The following is a 19,290-nucleotide window of genomic DNA, read 5'->3' as shown; positions in this document are numbered from 1 at the left end:
AAGTTGATTTGAAGACCACGCAAGGAGGGCGGATGCGGATAAGTACTTTAAAGTGGATTGCTTCAAAGAATCTTTACTATAGTTTCCTTTGTGTATTTTTGATGTTGTCAGGATGTGCTGTTGGCCCTGATTATCATAAGACATCTTTCAGTGTTCCAGCAGTTTGGGGGAAGCGGTCTGCTCAAATATCTGACCATCCAGTTGCACTTGCGGGATGGTGGCGGCGTTTCAATGATCCTGTTTTAGATGAGTTAATCGATGATGCGATATCTGGCAATAATAACGTTGCTGTTGCAAAAGCACGTGTTCGTGAAGCACGTGCCAGTGTGGGGCAAGTAGCGGGGTATCTTGCACCAAGTGTGTCTAGTTTAATTTCGGGCAATCGTTTTTCTGAACAGCCTGATGTACTTTTAAGTCAATATCGTGGTGGTTTTGATGCCAGCTGGGAGCTTGATCTTTTTGGGGGTCATAAGCGAGCAGTTGAGGCGGCTCGTTATGGTCTTGATAGTGCTGTAGAAGATATGCGAGCAACAATGGTAACATTGTTGGGAGATGTGGCAACAAATTATGTGGAGATGCGTGGTTGGCAACAAAAACTGTTGATTGCACGCCAGATTGTTGTGTCGCAGCGAAAAACTTTTGAACTTATGCGTACTAAATTGGCAGCTGGTGAGGCTTCAGAACTTGATTTTTCAAATGCGCAAGCACAAATGGCTAACACAGAGGCCGATATATTTCAGATGGAAGCTAATTTAGCGATGAGCATTCATCGTCTTTCTGTGTTGACTGGTCGTGTTCCTACAGCTTTAGAGGTTTTTTTGCAAAAGAGTGCTAAAAAAGAAGGGGCAATTCCACAATCACAATGGCCGATACCTGCAGGAATTCCAGCTGATATTTTGTTAACGCGTCCAGATTTACGACGTGCAGAGCGCCAATATGCCCAAGCTACAGCGCGCATTGGTCAGCGCGAGGCAGATCTTTATCCGTCGCTCACCTTAACGGGCCGTATTTCAACAGTAGCAACACAGATTGGCCATTTGGGAAAAAATTCAACTATTGGGTGGTCTTTTGGGCCTGGTCTTAATTTTCCTTTTTTTGATGGAGGGCAGAGAGCAGCATCGGTTGAAGTGGCGCGTGCACAGCGTGATCAAGCGTTTATTACTTACCGTGCAGAAGTGTTAGGTGCTTTAGAAGATGTAGAAAATGCGCTGGTGAGACTTTATAAGGAACATCAGCGTTTAGAAAAGCTGACAGTTGCAAATGCAGCTGCTTTGCGTTCATTAAAGCTTTCCCAGCTCCTTTTTGAGAATGGGAATATTAGTTTCTTTGAGTTTTTAGATGCGCGTCGTTCATATTATTCTGCGCAAATGGCGCTTAAAAATAGCTGTGTTAGTGTAGCTTTACAGTATATTGCTTTGATGAAAGCATTAGGTGGTGGTTGGGATGGTGTGGTTGATGTTTCACGCCCGGAAATAGTGGATAGAGTGACGGGTTTACAGGTGAGAGTAAATGAGGGAGAAAAAGTTCAATTATGATGAAATACAACATGAAACGCAAAAAGCTTATTTTATGCATTGTGGCTTTTCTTGTCGTGTTTTTAGGGTTTATCCGTATTCTTTTTTTTGGAAATTCCACCCAGGCTTATATCACAGCAGTGGTGAAACGTGGTGATATTGAAGAAAGTGTTTTAGCTTCTGGTATTGTGCGCCCTTATCGGCTTGTTGCTGTTGGTGCACGCGCGACAGGGCGTGTCATTGCGGTGCATGTTTCTCCTGGTAGTGTTGTGAAAGAGGGAGATTTATTGGCAGAGATTGATCCCACAGATCAGGAAAATGATCTGAAAAGGAAAAAAGCTGTTTTGTCTCATTATTATGCCAGTTTAGTAGAACAAGAAGCTCACCTTACTTTAGCGCAGAAAAATTTGGCACGTCAAAAAGATATGGTCAAAGCACAGGCGGTTTCACGTGCTAACTTTGATGAAGCAATGATACAAGTAAAAATACGTGAAGCTCAGATTGCTCAGCTTCGAGAACAAATTGTGCAAGCACAAATTGATGTTAAAAGTGCAGAGGTTAATTTAAGCTATACGCGGATAACAGCGCCTTCATCAGGAACGGTTTTAGCAACGGTTGTTGAAGAGGGACAAAATGTTAATGCAGTTCAGTCAGTGCCAACAATTGTTATTTTAGGGGATTTGTCAAAAATGACAGTGAAAGCGCAAATTTCAGAAGCTGATATTTTGAAAGTTCACGCTGGACAAGCACTTTATTTCACGATTTTTGGTGATTCACAGCGCCGTTATAATGGGATATTAGAAACGATAGAGCCTGCACCTGAAGCTATTCGTAATGATATTAGCATTCACCCCGAGATGTCTGGAGGGAGTAGTGCTTTAGCATCATCAGCTATCTATTATAATGGGCTTGTACATGTGGACAATAAAGACAATTTTTTGCGCACTTATATGACGGCTCAAGTTCATATTATCTTAGGGCGTTCTCGCAATGTGTTGTTAGTGCCAAGTGATGCTTTACATGATGAGACAAAAAAACATAAAGCGTGGGTTCGGCTTTTGGTTGGTAAAAATAAGGTGGTTGCAAAACAGGTGACTATTGGGCTCAATAATAAGGTGATGGCTGAGGTTGTTTCAGGATTAAATGAGGGTGATGTAGTCATTACCGGTTCAAGCGGTGGATTGATCTTAGAAGATACCGATTGGCAAAGCGAAGACGAGATCTAAAACATGGAAACAAAGCAGACAGATGCTGTCCTTGTCTTGGAAAATATTACGCGCGAATTTCGTGCAGGTGAAACGCTGGTTCCTATTTTAAAAAATATTAATTTAACTATTAAGCGTGGTGAAATGGTAGCTATTGTAGGGGCTTCTGGTTCAGGAAAATCCACGTTGATGAATATTTTAGGTTGCCTTGATCGACCAAGTGGGGGGCGTTATTGGGTTTCAGGAAAAGAGATAGCTTCACTTTCAGCAGATGACTTGTCAGCTTTACGGCGCAATCATTTTGGATTTATTTTTCAGCGTTATCATTTGTTGCATGAATTGACAGCTCTTGGGAATGTTGAAATGCCAGCCATTTATGCGCGGTGTGCATCGGCAATACGAAGAAAGCGAGCACAAAGTCTTTTGACACGTTTAGGGATGGGTGAGCGCATGAACCATCGCCCTAATCAGCTTTCAGGCGGTCAACAACAACGTGTGTCGATTGCTCGTGCCTTAATGAATGATGCTGATGTTATTCTTGCAGATGAACCAACAGGTGCACTAGATAAACACAGTGGCCAAGAAGTTTTACGTATTTTAGACGAGCTTCATCAAGAAGGGCGCACCATTGTTATTGTGACTCATGATTTAGATATAGCTCAAAGGGCACAGCGCATTATTGAGATTAGTGATGGGGAAATTATTTCCGATAATGTATCAAAAGTTAAAAAGGTAAGAAGTGATATTGGACTTCTTCATGAGGGGCAAGATCTAAAAGATCATCAACGGCTTGGGGTTTTTCGTTCTTTTATAGATCGTTTCTATGAAGCATTTACTATGGCTTTGTTTGCAATGAATGCACACAGGATGCGGACTTTTTTAACAATGCTTGGGGTGATTATTGGTATTGCGTCAGTTATTGCGATGGTGTCTTTGGGTAATGGGACCCAAAAGAAAATTCTTGAAAATTTTAAGAGTTTGGGCACAAATATATTAACAATTTTACCGGGTAAGAGTTTTTCTGATCCACTAGCAGACAAGATAACAAGTTTGGTTGAAGATGATGCTCAAGCGTTATCGGGACTACCTTATGTTGATGGTGTAACACCTCAGATTTCAGTGAGTTCAACAGTTTATTACGGGGGTATTGAGGCCAGTGCTGTGGTTGTTGGTGTGGGAGAACAATTTTTTAAGACACATGGGTTTAGTGTTGTTGAAGGACAATTGTTTAATCGACAAAGTGTACGCGATCGAGCAGTTGATTTGGTGATTGAAAAGGAAGCCATTGCTTCTCTTTTTCCTCATAGTCATGAAAGTCCTGTTGGGAAGGTGGTGCGTGTGGGTAAGGTGCCTGCGCGTATTATTGGTGTTGTGGCTTCAAACAATGAGGCAGGTGTATCAAATACACTCCAGGTTTATTTACCTTATACTGCTGTGCAAACCCGTTTTCTTGGAACCACAATTGTTCGTGCAATTACTGTAAAAATTGCTGATGATGTCGATTCAAAATTAGCAGAAACTGAAGTACGACGTTTTTTAATTGCGCGACATGGTCAGGAAGATTTTTTCATTAGAAATTCGGAATCGTTTCGTCAACGTCTTATGCAGAGTACACAGATTTTAACGCTTTTAGTGACTTCAATTGCAGCAATTTCACTGATTGTGGGGGGCATTGGGGTGATGAATATTATGCTTGTGACTGTTTCTGAACGGATCAGTGAGATTGGCGTGCGCATGGCGGTTGGTGCACGTCAGAGTGATATTTTACAACAATTTCTAATCGAAGCAGTTTTGATGTGTGCAATTGGTGGGAGTTTTGGGATTCTTTTAGGGCTTTCTGTTGGCAGCTTGTTTTCGCTGTTGTCTCTACCTATTCAATTGGTTTATACGATAAATTCAATCGTTATAGCCTTTGTTTTTTCAGCCTTTATTGGAGTGTGTTTTGGTTTTTTTCCAGCACGCAAGGCTTCACAGCTTGATCCTGTGATTGCTCTGGCACGTGATTGAGAGGTCAATCTAAAGAAGAATTGTAGTTGTCATAATAGGTTTGTAATAGTGTTGATGGGTGTGTTTTGGTGAACATGAAGCTGATGATGTTGCGTTGAGTTTTATAGTTTGGCTTTTTGCATATGATTAAGGGATAATGGGATTTAGTTAATACTGTTTGGTTGAGTGTTTATTATTTTCGCGTGTTTTTAATTGACCTTAAAATTTGGAAGGTTTCTTGTATTTTGCAAGATTTATAACAGCAAAATATGAATGTGCATAAAGGGTATGGCTGTACTGATTAGCTTATAAGGGTCTTTGAACTAAGTTAATAAGAGGGGGGATGTTTGATATTTGTCAAAAAAATTAGGATATAAAACCGTGCTTATAGATAGCACAAAGGTATAATGGGGTATAAGAAGAAGAGTCTTGTGTGATTTGAGATAAAAGCAAGAGCTTAAGTTTTTTAAATTAAAAAAATTTATGACAAGTAAAATCAAGTGAAGTGATATGTGAAAATCAAAACGCGGTTCTGATGTATACTCCAATGTTTTTAATATATTCAGAAACAAGAATACGCATTTGATTGATTTGTTTGATCCAACTACCTGTTGTATTCTCTTTAATGGGATATGCAATGAAATGTATATGGGGCATTAAATATTTAAGTTCGAGCAAAGAGCGCACCATATGATAATCATGCGTGACAATATAAACTGTCTTATAATTGTGTTTTTTGATCCAGGTGGCGCTTTCTTGAGCATTGCCTTTGGTATTGGTTGCTTCATATCCAAAATCAACACGAGAGGCTAAAAGATGCGGATTGGTATGTGTGGCGTCAATCAGTTTATTAAGGTCAATTGTTGCGTTGACTCCGCTGATCAATAGTCGAGAGCCAAGCCCTTTTTGCAAGAGATCAACCCCTGTTTTTATTCGGTTTTCTCCACCTGTAAGGACAATGATTGCATCTGCTTGTGGCAAGGAGGTCGGAGGGTTTAAGTGCTCAATTTTTTCCGAGAAAGTAACAAATGTAGCACCAATGAGTAAAATTGTGACGAAAAGAGCAAGAACTGTTAATGGCACATAGCGTGAAAAACGTTTATAAAACCGTAGGACACTTGAGGTGGATTTTGCAATGCAGCACTTTTGCGGATTGTTGTGTGATGGTAGTTGAGAATGAGGTGAATTGTGGAGCATGACACTAAAATAAACCGTTTTCGTGCTGATCAATTTTTTTAAGTTGTGCTAAAATAGTAATCCGGCTTGTTAGTGTGGTGAGAAGGGACACAAAAAGAATAAGGATAAGAATTTTTCCATAAGTGGCAAGATTTATCGAGAAATGTCCAAACAAGGCGGTGATTTGACTGCTTTGTGCTGTGCCAAGGTTATTGTTTATCCAGAAGAAAAAAGCACTAAAGATTAGCGCGCTTGTCACGCCACCATACAATGCACCACGCAGTGCTGTTTTGAAAAAATGCCAATCAAATTGTTTGGCGATGAAATGGGTTTCAGTGCCCAGGAAATATAAGACATTGATAATATGAGAATTTTCTGCCAAAGCGTTGCGTGTTGCAAAGATAAGTGTGAGCATAAGAGAGCTTAAAACCAGCGCTAAAATTGAAAAGCCGATAAGGACAGTTGTTTGTGCCATTGTCGCAAAACGATTAACCCAGAAGCGATGGTCATCAAACTGGCCACCTGGGATATGTGTTTTTATGGCTTGGCTGATGGCGTGAAAGTCGGCTTTTTCGTTCTTGTTTAAAGTGACAATAATGAGCCGGGGGATGGGTAATTTGCTCAAAGTTAAGCCTGATCCAAGCCATGGTTCAAGCAATTTTTCAGTGGCTGTTTGATCAACAATTTTTGCTTCTTTCACACCGTGAAATGTGGTGACTAATTGAACTGCATTGTGCAGAGCTTGCTCAATATCGACATTTTCAACAGGCTGTATGTGAATTGTTGCTTCATAGCTAATTTGAGCACTCCAATTGTGAGCAGCTTTGTGCACTAAATCAACACTGCTTAATGTTAAGCTTGCAAGAAATGTCATAATAGCGATCACAACAACCAAAGCTTTTCCAGAAATATTGTCATTGGGAATAATAGCAGTTTTAGTTGTTTTATTGCGTATAAAAATTGATTTTTGAATGCGAAAAATGGGGAAAGACTTAGTCATAAATTGTCATCCGTCCATTATGAAGAATCATACGTCGTGCTGCGACTTGTTCCATCAATGTGACATCATGGGTGGCAATGACGACAGCTGTTCCAAAACGGTTTAATTCAATAAATAAGCGCAAAAGGCGTTTTGCTAAAGGTGGATCAACATTTCCTGTGGGTTCATCAGCAAGAAGGATTTCAGGTTGATCAATGAGCGCACGTGCAATTGCTACCCTTTGCTTTTCTCCACCTGAAAGAACGGGTGGTAAGGCGTGAATATGGTTTCCAAGACCAACCCACTGTAAGAGATCTTCTACTTCACTGCGATATGTTGCTTCTTCTTGCCCTTTAATGCGTAGAGGCAATGCAACATTTTCATAAGTTGTCATATGATCAAGCAAGCGAAAATCTTGAAAGACGACACCAATGCGTTGGCGTAAAGCAGGAAGCTCTTGTCGTTTAAGTAAGGCTGTATCATTTCCGAATAAATCAATATGACCGCGCGTTGGTCTGAGTGCTAGAAACATAAGACGCATCAAGGATGTTTTACCCGCTCCCGATGCTCCAGTTAAAAACTGAAATGATCCATGCGGAATGTGAAAACTTATGTCATGGAGGATTTCAGGCCCCATCCCATAGCGCAAACCGACATTTTCAAAACGAATCACTTTGAGTTACCACTTTTGCTTTTGAATTTAAGCTATTATCATTGACTTTTTTTATAATAGTTTCAAGTTTTTTCAGTTTTTACACTCAATGTTCTTTGTTCTTTAAATGTTCTCTGTGTCATTCTTTTTAATTAATTAGTGATTTAAGGTGAAATATATAAGCTGCCTTTTGGAAAGAGGAGTATGTAGTTTTTAAGCAAAAGAGTGTTTAGAGGGTATTTAGAGTGGACGTTGCCCAAACAAAGCTGTGCCAATCCGAAGGACATTTGCACCAAATTGAAGAGCGGTTTTAAAGTCATTTGACATGCCCATAGACAGTTTTGGAACACCGGCTTTTTTTGCAAGTTTAGCTAAAAGGGCAAAATAGGGGCCAGGATTTTCTTCAACGGGTGGAATGGCCATGAGCCCTATAATATCAAGCCCATATTGATTTTTACACAAGCTTACAAAATCGGCTACTTCTTGTGGTGCTATGCCGCTTTTTTGTGGTTCTAATCCGATATTGACTTGGACATAACAGGGAAGATACTTTTTTTGTCTGTGCATTTCTTCAGATAATTTTTGAGCTATTTTTTCACGGTCGACAGTTTGAATAACATCAAAAATTTTGACAGCTTCTACTACTTTATTGGATTGTAGGGGGCCGATAAGATGGAGTTTTATGGCTTCAAATTGCTCTCGTAGATGAGGCCATTTTTGTGCGGCTTCTTGTACACGGTTTTCACCAAAGAGCAATTGACCTGCTTGTAACAGTGGAACAATTTGTTCTGCAGTAACAGTTTTTGAAACAGCAATGAACTCAACACTTTCTAATGATTGGTGATAGTCTTTACATGTTGCGCCAATGTCTTGTTGAAGATTTTTCCACGCATCAATAGTATTAATGGAGGAAGCATTGAGTGTGCTCATGTTTTTTTGTTCCTGTTTTTTGTTTAAAGTCTTGAGCCATTGTTTATAAAAGCTTTTAAAATTTCTATTGAAGAGGTTGACGATAGCTTTAATCCATGGTGAAGCATTTACAAAGCTTTTTGGTTTAATTTTGTAAAAAGTATAAAGAGTATAATGGGAATGACAATTGAGCGCTATAATCCACGTGCACGCGAACAACAATGGCAAGCAGTTTGGGATGAGAAAAAAATTTTTCAAACCTCTCATGATGATGGGCGTGAGAAATATTACGTTTTAGAAATGTTTCCCTATCCTTCAGGGCGCATTCATATGGGACATGTGCGCAATTATACCATGGGAGATGTTGTTGCACGTTATAAACGTGCGAAAGGGTTTAATGTGCTGCACCCCATGGGGTGGGATGCTTTTGGTATGCCAGCTGAAAATGCTGCTATGCAAAATAAGGTGCATCCAAAAGTTTGGACCTATCAAAATATTGCAGTTATGCGTGGGCAATTAAAGCAGTTGGGGCTTTCTTTAGATTGGTCGCGTGAATTTGCAACGTGCGATGTGGAATATTATCATCGTCAACAAATGATCTTCCTTGACCTTTATGAAAAGGGACTGATTGCACGTAAAGTGGCCAAGGTGAATTGGGACCCTGTTGATCACACAGTTTTAGCCAATGAGCAGGTTGTGGATGGAAGAGGTTGGCGTTCTGGTGCTTTGGTTGAACAGCGAGAATTGACGCAGTGGTTTTTTAAAATCAGTGATTTTAGTGAAGATTTGTTAGCAGGGCTTGAAAGGCTTGATAAATGGCCAGAAAAAGTCCGCATTATGCAAAAAAACTGGATTGGTAAGTCACAAGGGCTTTTGATTGGTTGGGCTTTAGATAAGACAAATGTTACTAATGATATATGCCAAGCATTTGATGAGGTTGTGTGTTATTCAACCCGCCCAGATACTTTATTTGGAGCATCTTTTTTAGCACTTTCTATAGATCATCCGATTGCACAGACACTTGCACAACAAGACAAAGAACTTGCTGCTTTTATTGAAAATTGTCGGTGTGGTAGCACGACAACTGCAGCACTTGAAACAGCTGAAAAACAAGGATTTCGCACAAAACTTTTGGCTGTTCATCCATTTGATGCAACGGTGCGTATTCCTATCTATGTCGCTAATTTTGTATTCATGGATTATGGAACAGGTGCTATTTTTGGGTGTCCTGCTCATGATCAAAGAGATTTAGATTTTGCACGTAAATATGATCTTCCTGTACGAGCGGTAGTTTTACCAAAAGATGCTGATGCCAAGGATTTTACGATTTCTGACACAGCTTACAGTGGTGAAGGAGTCATGATTAATTCAGACTTTTTGAATGGTCTTACGGTGAGGGAGGCTTTTGAAGTAGTTGCTAAACGCCTTGAAGAACAGATCTTAAATGGTCAGCCTCAGGGGCAGAGAGCTGTACAGTTTCGATTGCGTGATTGGGGAATTTCGCGCCAACGGTATTGGGGTTGTCCTATTCCTATGGTTCATTGTGCTACTTGCGGGGTGGTTCCTGTAGCACGCGCTGATTTACCGGTTGTCTTGCCTGATGATGTGACTTTTGATAAGCCTGGCAATCCTCTTACACGCCATGAAAAATGGCAAGAGGTGACTTGCCCTTCTTGTGGCCAGTTGGCAAAACGCGAAACCGATACAATGGATACATTTGTGGATTCTTCTTGGTATTATGCGCGTTTTATCGCACCTCAAGCACAAGAACCAACAGACAGTCAAAAAACTGCACAGTGGTTGCCTGTTCAGCAATATATTGGTGGTATTGAACATGCGATTTTACATCTTTTATATGCGCGTTTTTTTATGCGTGCGATGAAGCTTGCTGGCCATGTTAGTGTGGATGAGCCCTTTGAAGGGTTGTTTACGCAAGGCATGGTTGTTCATGAAACCTACCGAGATGAACAAGGGTGGGTTGCACCAGTGGAGATTTCAATTGTTGAAAAGGATGGGAAGCGCCAGGCTTATAAATTGACTGATCAAAGTCATGTGACGATTGGTTCAATTGAAAAGATGTCGAAATCAAAAAAAAATATCATTGATCCTGATGATATTATTGCTTCTTATGGGGCAGATACGGTGCGCTGGTTTATGTTGTCTGATTCTCCTCCTGAGCGTGATGTTATTTGGACAGAAGCGGGAATTGAAGGAGCGCATCGCTTTGTGCAACGCATTTGGCGCTGTGTGGCTTTGAGTGCCTCAGTTTTAAAGGAAGTTGAGCCGCGCACAGGTTGTCAAGGTGAGGCTTTGGTGCTTTCAAAAGCAGCACATCGTACGCTTTGTGCTGTGGAGGATGATTTAGAAAAGCTTGCCTTTAATCGGGCAGTTGCACGCCTTTATGAATTATTAAATACGATGACACCATTTTTAAATAAGGTGGAGAATATTGATGATGAGGTGAAATCAGCTTTGCGCCAAGCAATGGATTTTTTCTTTGCAATGATTGCACCTATAATGCCGCATTTGGCAGAAGAATGTCATGCTGCCTTTGGGGGAAAAACACTGATTTGTGAACTTTCCTGGCCTGTTTTTGACCCTGCATTGACAGTTGAAGAGTTTATTACTTTGCCGGTGCAGATTAATGGTAAAAAACGCAGTGATATCACCCTTTGTGTGACAGCCAATAAAGAAGAAATTGAAGAGGCAGTTTTGGCTCTTGAATGTGTTAAAGCGCAGTTGGCAGAAAAGTCAGTGAAGAAAATTATTATTGTTCCACAAAGGATTATCAATGTCGTTATTTAAGTGGGTGTTTTGTGCTGGTTTTGCTTGTTTGTTCATGCTTCTTTATGGGTGTAGCGTTGAGCCCCTTTATCGTCAAAAGGTTCAAGGGGGGAAGCAGGTAGGATCACAAATGGGGCAGCAGGTGGGGTCACAATCGGATGGTGTTGCCTTGCATGAAAAGCATTCAGGTGTGGTTTCTTCAGATCTTGCTGCAAAATTTGCTACAATTGTTGTTGAGGAACCTTCAGATCGTTTTAGCCAGATGGTCCGCAATCGTTTACTATTTCTTATGTATGGGAATGGAAGCAAGCCTTCAGTTCCGGTTTATCAATTATCGTTACACACATCGGTTGATACACACACATCTGTGCAAGTAGAGATTTATGAAGATCCAGATGGAGTGGGGCGTTCTTCCGTTGGGACAGTGATAAGCAGGGTTTCTTATATATTAAGAGATATGAACAATGTTGTTGTTGCTAAAGGTAAAGGAGCCATGAGTGCATCTTTTGACCGGCTTCGTCAAGAATATGCGACGGTGCAAGCTGAAGAAAATGCGCAAAAGCGTGTAGCTGAAGAGTTGGCTGAGCAGATTTTTATGTTGCTTTCAAAGGACCTTGCAAAACTTTAAGCGCTTGTATGAATAAACTCTTGTATGAAAAGCGCTTAAAGCTTAGTTGGTTTTTACCCAAGGGGGCTCAAAAATACCAATTGATTCAAAATATTTGTGATCTCTTTATTAATTATAAGGTGTTTTGAGCGCAAAATTATTTCTGATAAAAGGTGGTCATGGTTATATCTGCATCGCTTGATGTTGCTTTTTGATATGATGAATAATGTTAGAAATAGTGCAAATGGGGATGATTTAAGTTTGTATCATTTATCTTTTATATCATTTATCTATTGAGTGGTGCAAATTTCATAAAAGCAGCTTCTAAGCATTGATTGTATAATTATTGAGTATTCTGAAAAGGGGGAGGTAGAAGTAAAGGGGAGAGGTAAAGGTTGTTTCTGATTTTATAGAAAACCAAAGTTTGCATGGCGCAAAAACCTTTTGCATGGTGCAAAATAAGGTCAGATTTGTTTGAAATTTTTGTATTGTACGTGTTTTATAGGTTTTTAATCTATCAAATATTAAGGGAGGTTTGATATAGATATTAAAGGAGGTTTGGAAGATTAGTGTCTGCAATTTTTGTTGAAATGGCAGCTTCTTTCATGATGGTTTCAAGTTTCGTTGCGGTGATTTTAGAAGGAAGGTAGGCCTTTTAATGAGAGCACAAATTGTTTTGGTGTTATTTTGATACCATCTAAAAGAGTGGCCGTTGGATTTTAAAATAAAAGAGGGATTGGTGATGGTGCACTTTATGTAAATAAAGAGTGTAGTTCTTCGATCTCTTCAGTGTTGGTGCTATCCACAAAAAATTTCATTTCCAATCTCTTTCATGATTTTTAAAAAATTCTTCATTGAGAGCTTGTGATGATTTCACTTTGTCTCTGTTTTATGGGCACTTGTTTAAGTGCAATCAAATAGGATAGGCAGGTTGGTTGATTTTTATATAGTGAGCTATGGAATTTGTGCCACAGAAAAAGTAGAAGATAAAGTGTTTAATAACCTTGTAAGGTTTCGTGTGTGGGGCAAGGTTGTAATGACTTTGAGAGATTAGGGGTAGAGTAATGGCTTTAAAAGGGGTGTGCAGAAGAGGGGGTGATTTGAGGGATTGAGTGAAGTGGTGAGGTTGATGATTTTAAGAAAGGTTGTTTTGAGTGGCAAGGCTGGTGGCTTGGGTGAGGATAGAATGGGGATATTGGTTGATTATTGTTGGTATGGGGGAACGACAAGGAAGAATAGTAAAGTAAGATAAGAGTTGTTAAACTCAATGCAATGCCAAGAAAGTGCTCGTATAGAAGGGGAAATCAAACGTGACAGAGGTAAAGATTGTTTCGGTTTTGGTGCCACTTCCTGTGCCCCATGCTTATAGCTATGAGGTCCCTCCTTCTATGAGGGTAGAGATTGGGTCTTTTGTTCGTGTTCCTGTGATGGGGCGTGAGGTTTGCGGTTTTGTGGTAGCCGTTGATGAGCAGACAGAAGATCAAGATGGGCAGGGACATGTTCCTATAGCGCGTGAAAAACTGCGCTTGATTACGCATGTTTTTGATTGTCCACCATTAAAGGCTGAAATGATCGCATTTTTGCGTTTTGTCAGTCACTATACAATGACGCCTTTTGGTTTTGTTGCACGATTAGTTTTACGTGTACCAACAGCATTAGAGCCAGAAGCACAAACTTTAGGTTTGCGTTATTGTGGGGGCGATGTTGGTCGTTTAACACCAGCGCGTTCACGGGTTTTGGAGGTGGCACGTGAGGGATTGGTGTGGACACACTCTGGTCTTGCACGGGCAGCAGGGACTTCTGTCTCTGTTGTTGAGGGGTTAAAAGGGCTTGGGGTTTTTGAAGAAGTGATGATGCCAGCTCTTCCACTTGTGGCAATGCCGGATCCTGATTTTTGTGTGCCTGTTTTGGAGGAGGAACAAAAATCGGCAGCAGCTCTTCTGCGAGAAGGTGTTTTGTCTGCTCAATTTCAGGTTTTTTTGCTTGATGGGGTTACTGGGGCAGGTAAGACGGAAGTTTATTTTGAAGCTGTGGCTCAAGCACTAACATGTGGTAAGCAGGTTTTGATTTTATTACCAGAAATTGCTTTGACACAGCAGTTTTTAGATCGTTTTCATGCACGTTTTGGAACACCAGCGGTTGAGTGGCATTCAGATTTAACACCGCGTCGTCGTGAACGTGTGTGGCGCCAAGTTGCAGAAGGGCAAGTGCGGGTTGTTGCGGGTGCGCGTTCAACACTTTTTTTGCCATTTCAAGATCTTGGTTTAATTGTTGTTGATGAAGAACATGATGGTTCTTACAAACAAGAAGAACGTGTTTTTTATCATGCGCGTGATATGGCTGTTGCACGGGGTTCTTTTGAAAAGTGCCCTATTATTTTATCTTCGGCAACACCTTCAATTGAAAGCCAGGTCAATGTTTTGTGGGGGCGTTATCAGCGGGTTGCTTTGTCCTCGCGTTTCCAGGCAGCTGCACTGCCACACTTACAAGTGGTGGATATGCGCAAAGGGGGGGTAGAAAAAGGGCGTTTTATTTCTTCTGTTCTCGAACATGCTTTAAGACAAACTATGGAGAAAGGAGAGCAGGCTCTTCTTTTTCTCAACAGGCGGGGTTATGCACCTTTAACGCTGTGTCGGATTTGTGGGCATCGTTTTCATTGTATCAATTGCTCAAGTTGGTTGGTTGAACACCGTTTGTATGGTCAACTTAAATGTCATCATTGTGGTTATTATGAGCCTATTCCAGAGGCGTGTCCTGAATGTGGTACGCTTGATCATCTTGTTGCTTGTGGCCCGGGGGTGGAAAGGATTGCAGAGGAGGTACGCGAACTTTTCCCACAGGCGCGTTTGCTTATTTTATCAACAGATTTAAAAGGTGGAATAGGTCAGTTGCGACGAGAATTGGAAGCAATTACAAACAAGGATGTGGATATTATTATTGGAACACAGTTGGTGGCTAAGGGGCATCATTTCCCTGGTCTTTCTCTGGTTGGAGTGATTGATGCAGATCTTGGTCTTGCTAATGGTGATTTGCGGGCAAGTGAACGCACTTTTCAGCTTTTGTCTCAGGTTACAGGAAGGGCTGGGCGTATGGGGTTGGAAAGTTTAGGATTGTTGCAAACTTATCAACCAGATCATCCGGTCATACAAGCATTGCTTTCTCAACAGCGCGAGAATTTTTATACGCGCGAGATTGCCACACGCCAGCATTATCATCTACCACCTTATGGACGGCTTGCATCTTTAATTGTATCTTCAAAAGAGCGTAAAGCTGCAGAAAATTATGCACGTGCGTTGCGCCGGGTTGCGCCAACAGTGCAGGGTGTTTCGCTGATGGGGCCAGCAGAAGCACAACTGGCACTTGTGCGTGGGCGATATCGTTTTCGGCTTTTGCTGCATGGGCAGCGCTCGTTTGATATGCAAGGGTTTATTCGTGCAATGATTGCAAATGCACCCAAAAGACCTGGTTCAGTTCAAGTTCAAATTGATATTGATCCGCAGAGTTTTCTTTAAAAAATAAAGCAATAAAAAGTAAATGCGTTTGTTAAAAATATTGTTTGAGAGAGGATAGTTTTGAATAAGATGATGAGGTTTGTGGTTTTTATTGTTGCTTGGCTTTTAGGAGGAGTAGGAGTACAGTCATCGGTTATCCTGTCATCGGTTACAGATGTGATTAAAAGCAATGAAACAAAAGAAATGCAAAGCATTGACGCAACAGTTTTTGTTTTTGCCTATCGCTTAATGAAAGAAAGCGAAAAAATTTTTCAACCAATGATTACTTCTCCACAACAAACGATGCAGTCTCTTTGTGGTTTTCCCGTGGCGTATTCACGCCAATTGATTTATCAATATGCAGCCTTTTATGACAGTGTGCTTGAGCACAATATTATGGCTTTTAATAAGGAGCTGAGTCTTAATGGAACAAAGAGGAAGGGTGTGATGACAGCACAAATTTTAGAGCATTTGCACACCCATCGTAAATTGATGGAAAAGGCTCATATACTCAACCTTTCTGCAGATGTGGTGGAAGCTTTTTTGACAGATGAAAATTTAAAAATAGATGTATTGTTGTCTAAGTTTGGGGCTGATATTGCTGCTTTAGTGTTTGATACTTTTCATGATGCAGATATGAATCATATGGACCAGTTGAAAAATATGTCTGAAGATATCAAACAGGGCTTGAGAGAAAAATGTGGACCTGATAGCGAGTTAGAAGAGCAATTTTCAGGGGCATTGTAAATATTTCATTTAAAATTTTCAAAAAGCATTGCTTTGTGGTGTTGCGAGTCGATTGTGTCTATGCTAGGAGTGAAGAAATTTGTTCATTCTGAATTTCAAGAAGAAGATTCTTAAAATTTGAGATATTTGATCCATTTTGTTTGATCAAGATTAAAGAATCGCTAAAAGGAAAGAGGCGAGGTTTCGTGTCGAATTCATTTTCTCGTATGCCGTTGCCATTAGCGAGCCGACGTTATGCGCAAGCGCTTTTTGATTTGGTTCAAGAAGCAGGCTATGTAAAAGATTTCGAAAAGGCATTTACATCTTTTTTGGATATTTTAGATCGCAATACAGATTTAAAGCGCTTAATACAAAGCCCATTTTTTTCAACAAAAGAACAGGTTCAAACGCTTGATTCTATTTGTGAGAGTTTTAGGTTTTCTGACAAAGGGGCAAGTCAAATTATGCGCAATTTTTTGCGTGTTATTGTAGAAAATCGTCGACTTTTTGCTTTGTCTGATATTTTACGTGCTTTTCAGTGTTGTGTTGCTTCGTTTCGTGGGGAAGCATCGGCACATATTATTTCTGCACATCCGTTGGATGAGCATCAACAAAAGGGGTTACGCGTGGCTTTGGAAGGTGTTGTTGGGAGAAAAATTTCACTACGCTTATCTGTCGATTCGACGATTTTGGGTGGGCTTATTGTCCGCTTGGGGTCATGTCAGATTGATGCCTCTCTTGAGGGGAAATTGTCTTCGCTTAAGCTTGCATTGAAAAAAGAGGTCAGCTGATGGATATTAGACCGTCTGAAATTTCAAAAATCCTAAAAGAGCAAATAAAGAACTTTGACCAAAAAGCTGAAGTTTCAGAAATTGGGTGGGTTTTGTCTGTAGGTAATGGTATCGCTCGCGTTTATGGTTTGGATAATGTCCAAGCGGGTGAAATGGTTTCCTTTTCAAATGGTGTGCGTGGTATGGCACTTAATTTGGAAATGGATAATGTCGGGGTGGTGATTTTTGGGTCAGATCGCGATATTCGTGAGGGTGATTGCGTTAAACGGCTTGGGTCTATTATTGATGTTCCTGTGGGGCCGGCTTTGCTCGGGCGTGTTGTGGATGCATTGGGCAACCCCCTTGATGGAAAAGGGCCTATTCAGACGCCGCATCGTCGCCGGGTGGATGTGAAAGCCCCTGGTATTATTCCACGTCAGTCGGTGCATGAACCGATGGTGACAGGGTTGAAGGCTATTGATGCGTTAGTTCCCATTGGACGTGGTCAGCGTGAGTTGGTGATTGGTGATCGTCAAACAGGTAAAACAGCAATTTTGCTTGATGCATTTTTGAATCAAAAGCCTTTCCATGAAAAAGGCGCTGAGCATGATCAGGATAAAGTTTATTGTATTTATGTGGCTGTTGGTCAAAAGCGTTCAACGGTTGCGCAATTTGTTAAAGTTTTAGAAGAGCGTGGGGCTCTTGACTATTCGATTATTGTGGCAGCTACAGCTTCTGATCCGGCGCCAATGCAGTTTATTGCACCTCTTGCGGGTTGTGCTATGGGGGAATACTTCCGAGATAATGGTCAGCATGCTTTGATTGGCTATGATGATCTTTCAAAACAGGCTGTGGCTTACCGCCAAATGTCTCTTTTGCTTCGTCGCCCACCTGGTCGTGAAGCATACCCGGGGGATGTTTTCTATCTTCATTCTCGTCTTTTAGAGCGAGCTGCAAAGCTTAATGGCGACCATGGGGCTGGGTCTTTGACTGCTTTGCCAGTGATTGAGACACAGGCCAATGACGTTTCTGCCTATATTCCGACTAATGTTATTTCGATTACAGATGGTCAGATTTTTCTAGAAACCAATTTATTTTATCAGGGAATACGCCCTGCTATTAACGTTGGTCTTTCTGTGTCACGTGTTGGTTCTGCTGCACAAATTAAGGCGATGAAACAAGTTGCTGGCTCGATCAAGGGTGAATTAGCACAATATCGTGAAATGGCAGCTTTTGCACAGTTTGGTTCAGATTTAGATGCATCAACACAACGTCTTTTAAATCGTGGTGCTCGTTTGGTTGAGCTTTTAAAGCAAAAGCAATTTTCACCACTTAAAATACAAGAGCAGGTTGTTGTGATTTTTGCTGGTGTGAATGGTTATCTTGATTCATTGGCTGTTTGTGATGTTGGTCGATTTGAGCAGGGGTTGTTGGCGCTTTTACGTAGAGATTATCCAGATCTTTTGGATGCGATTGGTGATCAAAAGCAACTTACGGATGCTCTAAAAGGTAAATTGGTTGATGTTCTTGATGCTTACAAAAAGAATTTTTCTTAAAACACGGATTGATGGAATGTTTGAATGGCATCGCTGAAGACTTTAAGAGACCGTATTGCCTCGGTTAAGGCAACGCAAAAGATTACTAAAGCCATGCAAATGGTTGCAGCCACAAAATTGCACCGTGCACAAGAGGCGGCTTTGGCTGCGCGACCTTATGCTCAGCGTATGGCTCATGTTTTGGCAAATGTTAGCGCTAATGTTGATGGGGTTGATGCGCCGCTTTTAATGCGTGGCACGGGCCGCGATGATGTGCATCTTTTGGTGGTTTGCACGGCTGAGCGCGGTTTGTGTGGTGCTTTTAATGCGCATATTGCTCGTTGTGCACGTGAGCATATTCACGTTCTTCTCTCTAAGGGTAAAAAAGTTAAAATTTTAACTGTGGGTAAAAAAGGTGCTGATATTTTGCGCCGTGATTTTAAAGCTCTGATGATTGACCATATTGATTTACGTTGTGTAAAATCTATAGGTTTTGCAGATGCAAAAAGAATTGGTGAGCGCATTATTGATTTATTCAATGAGGGTGCTTTTGATGTATGTACGCTTTTTTACTCTGAATTTGTTTCTGTGATTAACCAGCGTCCAACAGCTTTGGGTTTAATTCCATCTGTTGTTCAAAAATGTTCTGTTGGAGAAGTTGGTGTTTGTGAGAAGGGGGTAAGGGGGAAGCTTTGCAATCGGCTGTTTATAGTTATGAGCCTGATGCAGCTTCTCTTCTAGAGACACTTGTTTTACGTAATCTTTCTGCGCAAATTTTTCGTGCTTTGCTTGAAAATGTCGCGGGTGAAATGGGTGCAAAAATGAGTGCTATGGATAATGCATCGCGCAATGCCGGTGAGATGATTAATAAATTGACAGTGACTTATAATCGTCAGCGTCAGGCGCAGATTACCACAGAGTTAGTTGAAATTATTGCGGGCGCTGAAGCGCTTTAA

14 protein-coding genes and 1 pseudogene are annotated in these 19,290 nt (G+C 40.9%); 11 read left to right on the top strand and 4 right to left on the bottom strand.

What is annotated here, in order from left to right:
- Positions 1 to 32: 32 nt before the first annotated feature.
- The 3 genes from BWD121_RS06600 to BWD121_RS06590 are packed head-to-tail and all read left to right on the top strand — an operon-like array spanning position 33 to position 4,726.
- The gene (locus BWD121_RS06600; RefSeq protein WP_078663857.1) at positions 33 to 1,535 is read left to right on the top strand and encodes an efflux transporter outer membrane subunit; all 1,503 of its coding nucleotides are present in this window, start codon (positions 33 to 35) and stop codon (positions 1,533 to 1,535) included.
- Entirely contained in the window at positions 1,532 to 2,740 is a 1,209-nt protein-coding gene (locus BWD121_RS06595; RefSeq protein WP_078663856.1) for an efflux RND transporter periplasmic adaptor subunit, read from the top strand. Before BWD121_RS06600 ends, BWD121_RS06595 begins: the two co-directional genes overlap by 4 nt.
- 3 nt (positions 2,741 to 2,743) lie before the next feature.
- Entirely contained in the window at positions 2,744 to 4,726 is a 1,983-nt protein-coding gene (locus BWD121_RS06590; protein ID WP_078663855.1) for a MacB family efflux pump subunit, read from the top strand.
- A 498-nt stretch (positions 4,727 to 5,224) separates the two neighbouring features.
- On the opposite strand, the gene BWD121_RS06585 is transcribed toward BWD121_RS06590, so the two are convergent.
- The 4 genes from BWD121_RS06585 to BWD121_RS06570 all read right to left on the bottom strand — a co-directional run bounded on the left by BWD121_RS06585 (position 5,225) and on the right by BWD121_RS06570 (position 8,442).
- Positions 5,225 to 5,902, bottom strand: coding sequence for a YdcF family protein (locus tag BWD121_RS06585; protein WP_078663854.1), 678 nt, complete (start codon positions 5,900 to 5,902; stop codon positions 5,225 to 5,227).
- Positions 5,903 to 5,906: 4 nt separating this feature from the next.
- Positions 5,907 to 6,881: an ABC transporter permease gene (locus tag BWD121_RS06580; protein ID WP_078663853.1), complete on the bottom strand. Its 975-nt coding sequence runs from the start codon at positions 6,879 to 6,881 to the stop codon at positions 5,907 to 5,909.
- Positions 6,874 to 7,533: a cell division ATP-binding protein FtsE gene (gene ftsE, locus BWD121_RS06575; RefSeq protein ID WP_078663852.1), complete on the bottom strand. Its 660-nt coding sequence runs from the start codon at positions 7,531 to 7,533 to the stop codon at positions 6,874 to 6,876. Before ftsE ends, BWD121_RS06580 begins: the two co-directional genes overlap by 8 nt.
- A gap of 219 nt (positions 7,534 to 7,752) precedes the next feature.
- Positions 7,753 to 8,442 carry a YggS family pyridoxal phosphate-dependent enzyme gene (locus BWD121_RS06570; protein WP_078663851.1) on the bottom strand — a complete coding sequence of 230 codons (690 nt, stop codon included), beginning with the start codon at positions 8,440 to 8,442 and terminating at the stop codon, positions 7,753 to 7,755.
- A 159-nt stretch (positions 8,443 to 8,601) separates the two neighbouring features.
- On the opposite strand from BWD121_RS06570, the gene leuS reads away from it, so the two are divergent.
- The 8 genes and pseudogenes from leuS to BWD121_RS06535 all read left to right on the top strand — a co-directional run bounded on the left by leuS (position 8,602) and on the right by BWD121_RS06535 (position 19,290).
- Positions 8,602 to 11,226: a leucine--tRNA ligase gene (leuS, locus tag BWD121_RS06565; RefSeq protein WP_078664092.1), complete on the top strand. Its 2,625-nt coding sequence runs from the start codon at positions 8,602 to 8,604 to the stop codon at positions 11,224 to 11,226.
- On the top strand, positions 11,213 to 11,833 hold the full coding sequence (gene lptE / locus BWD121_RS06560) for an LPS assembly lipoprotein LptE (RefSeq protein WP_078663850.1): 621 nt from the start codon (positions 11,213 to 11,215) through the stop codon (positions 11,831 to 11,833). Before leuS ends, lptE begins: the two co-directional genes overlap by 14 nt.
- A gap of 1,108 nt (positions 11,834 to 12,941) precedes the next feature.
- On the top strand, positions 12,942 to 13,064 hold the full coding sequence (locus BWD121_RS08635; RefSeq protein ID WP_276290828.1) for a hypothetical protein: 123 nt from the start codon (positions 12,942 to 12,944) through the stop codon (positions 13,062 to 13,064).
- A gap of 58 nt (positions 13,065 to 13,122) precedes the next feature.
- A complete protein-coding gene (locus tag BWD121_RS06555) occupies positions 13,123 to 15,324 on the top strand; it encodes a primosomal protein N' (RefSeq protein ID WP_078663849.1) in 2,202 nt (733 codons plus the stop codon).
- 69 nt (positions 15,325 to 15,393) lie between these two features.
- Positions 15,394 to 16,050 (top strand): hypothetical protein, encoded by a 657-nt coding sequence (locus BWD121_RS06550; protein ID WP_078663848.1) that lies wholly within the window; start codon positions 15,394 to 15,396, stop codon positions 16,048 to 16,050.
- Between the two features lie 185 nt (positions 16,051 to 16,235).
- Positions 16,236 to 16,820, top strand: coding sequence for a F0F1 ATP synthase subunit delta (locus BWD121_RS06545; protein WP_078663847.1), 585 nt, complete (start codon positions 16,236 to 16,238; stop codon positions 16,818 to 16,820).
- Complete coding sequence (gene atpA / locus BWD121_RS06540) at positions 16,820 to 18,355, top strand: F0F1 ATP synthase subunit alpha (protein WP_078663846.1); 1,536 nt, start codon at positions 16,820 to 16,822, stop codon at positions 18,353 to 18,355. Before BWD121_RS06545 ends, atpA begins: the two co-directional genes overlap by 1 nt.
- A gap of 24 nt (positions 18,356 to 18,379) precedes the next feature.
- Positions 18,380 to 19,290 (top strand): annotated as a pseudogene (locus BWD121_RS06535) (F0F1 ATP synthase subunit gamma).

It is taken from the genome of Bartonella sp. WD12.1 (genome assembly GCF_002022415.1).
GTDB lineage: Bacteria > Pseudomonadota > Alphaproteobacteria > Rhizobiales > Rhizobiaceae > Bartonella.
The sequence above is the reverse complement of the archived record's forward strand: the minus strand, read 5'-3'. Positions and strand labels throughout refer to the sequence as shown.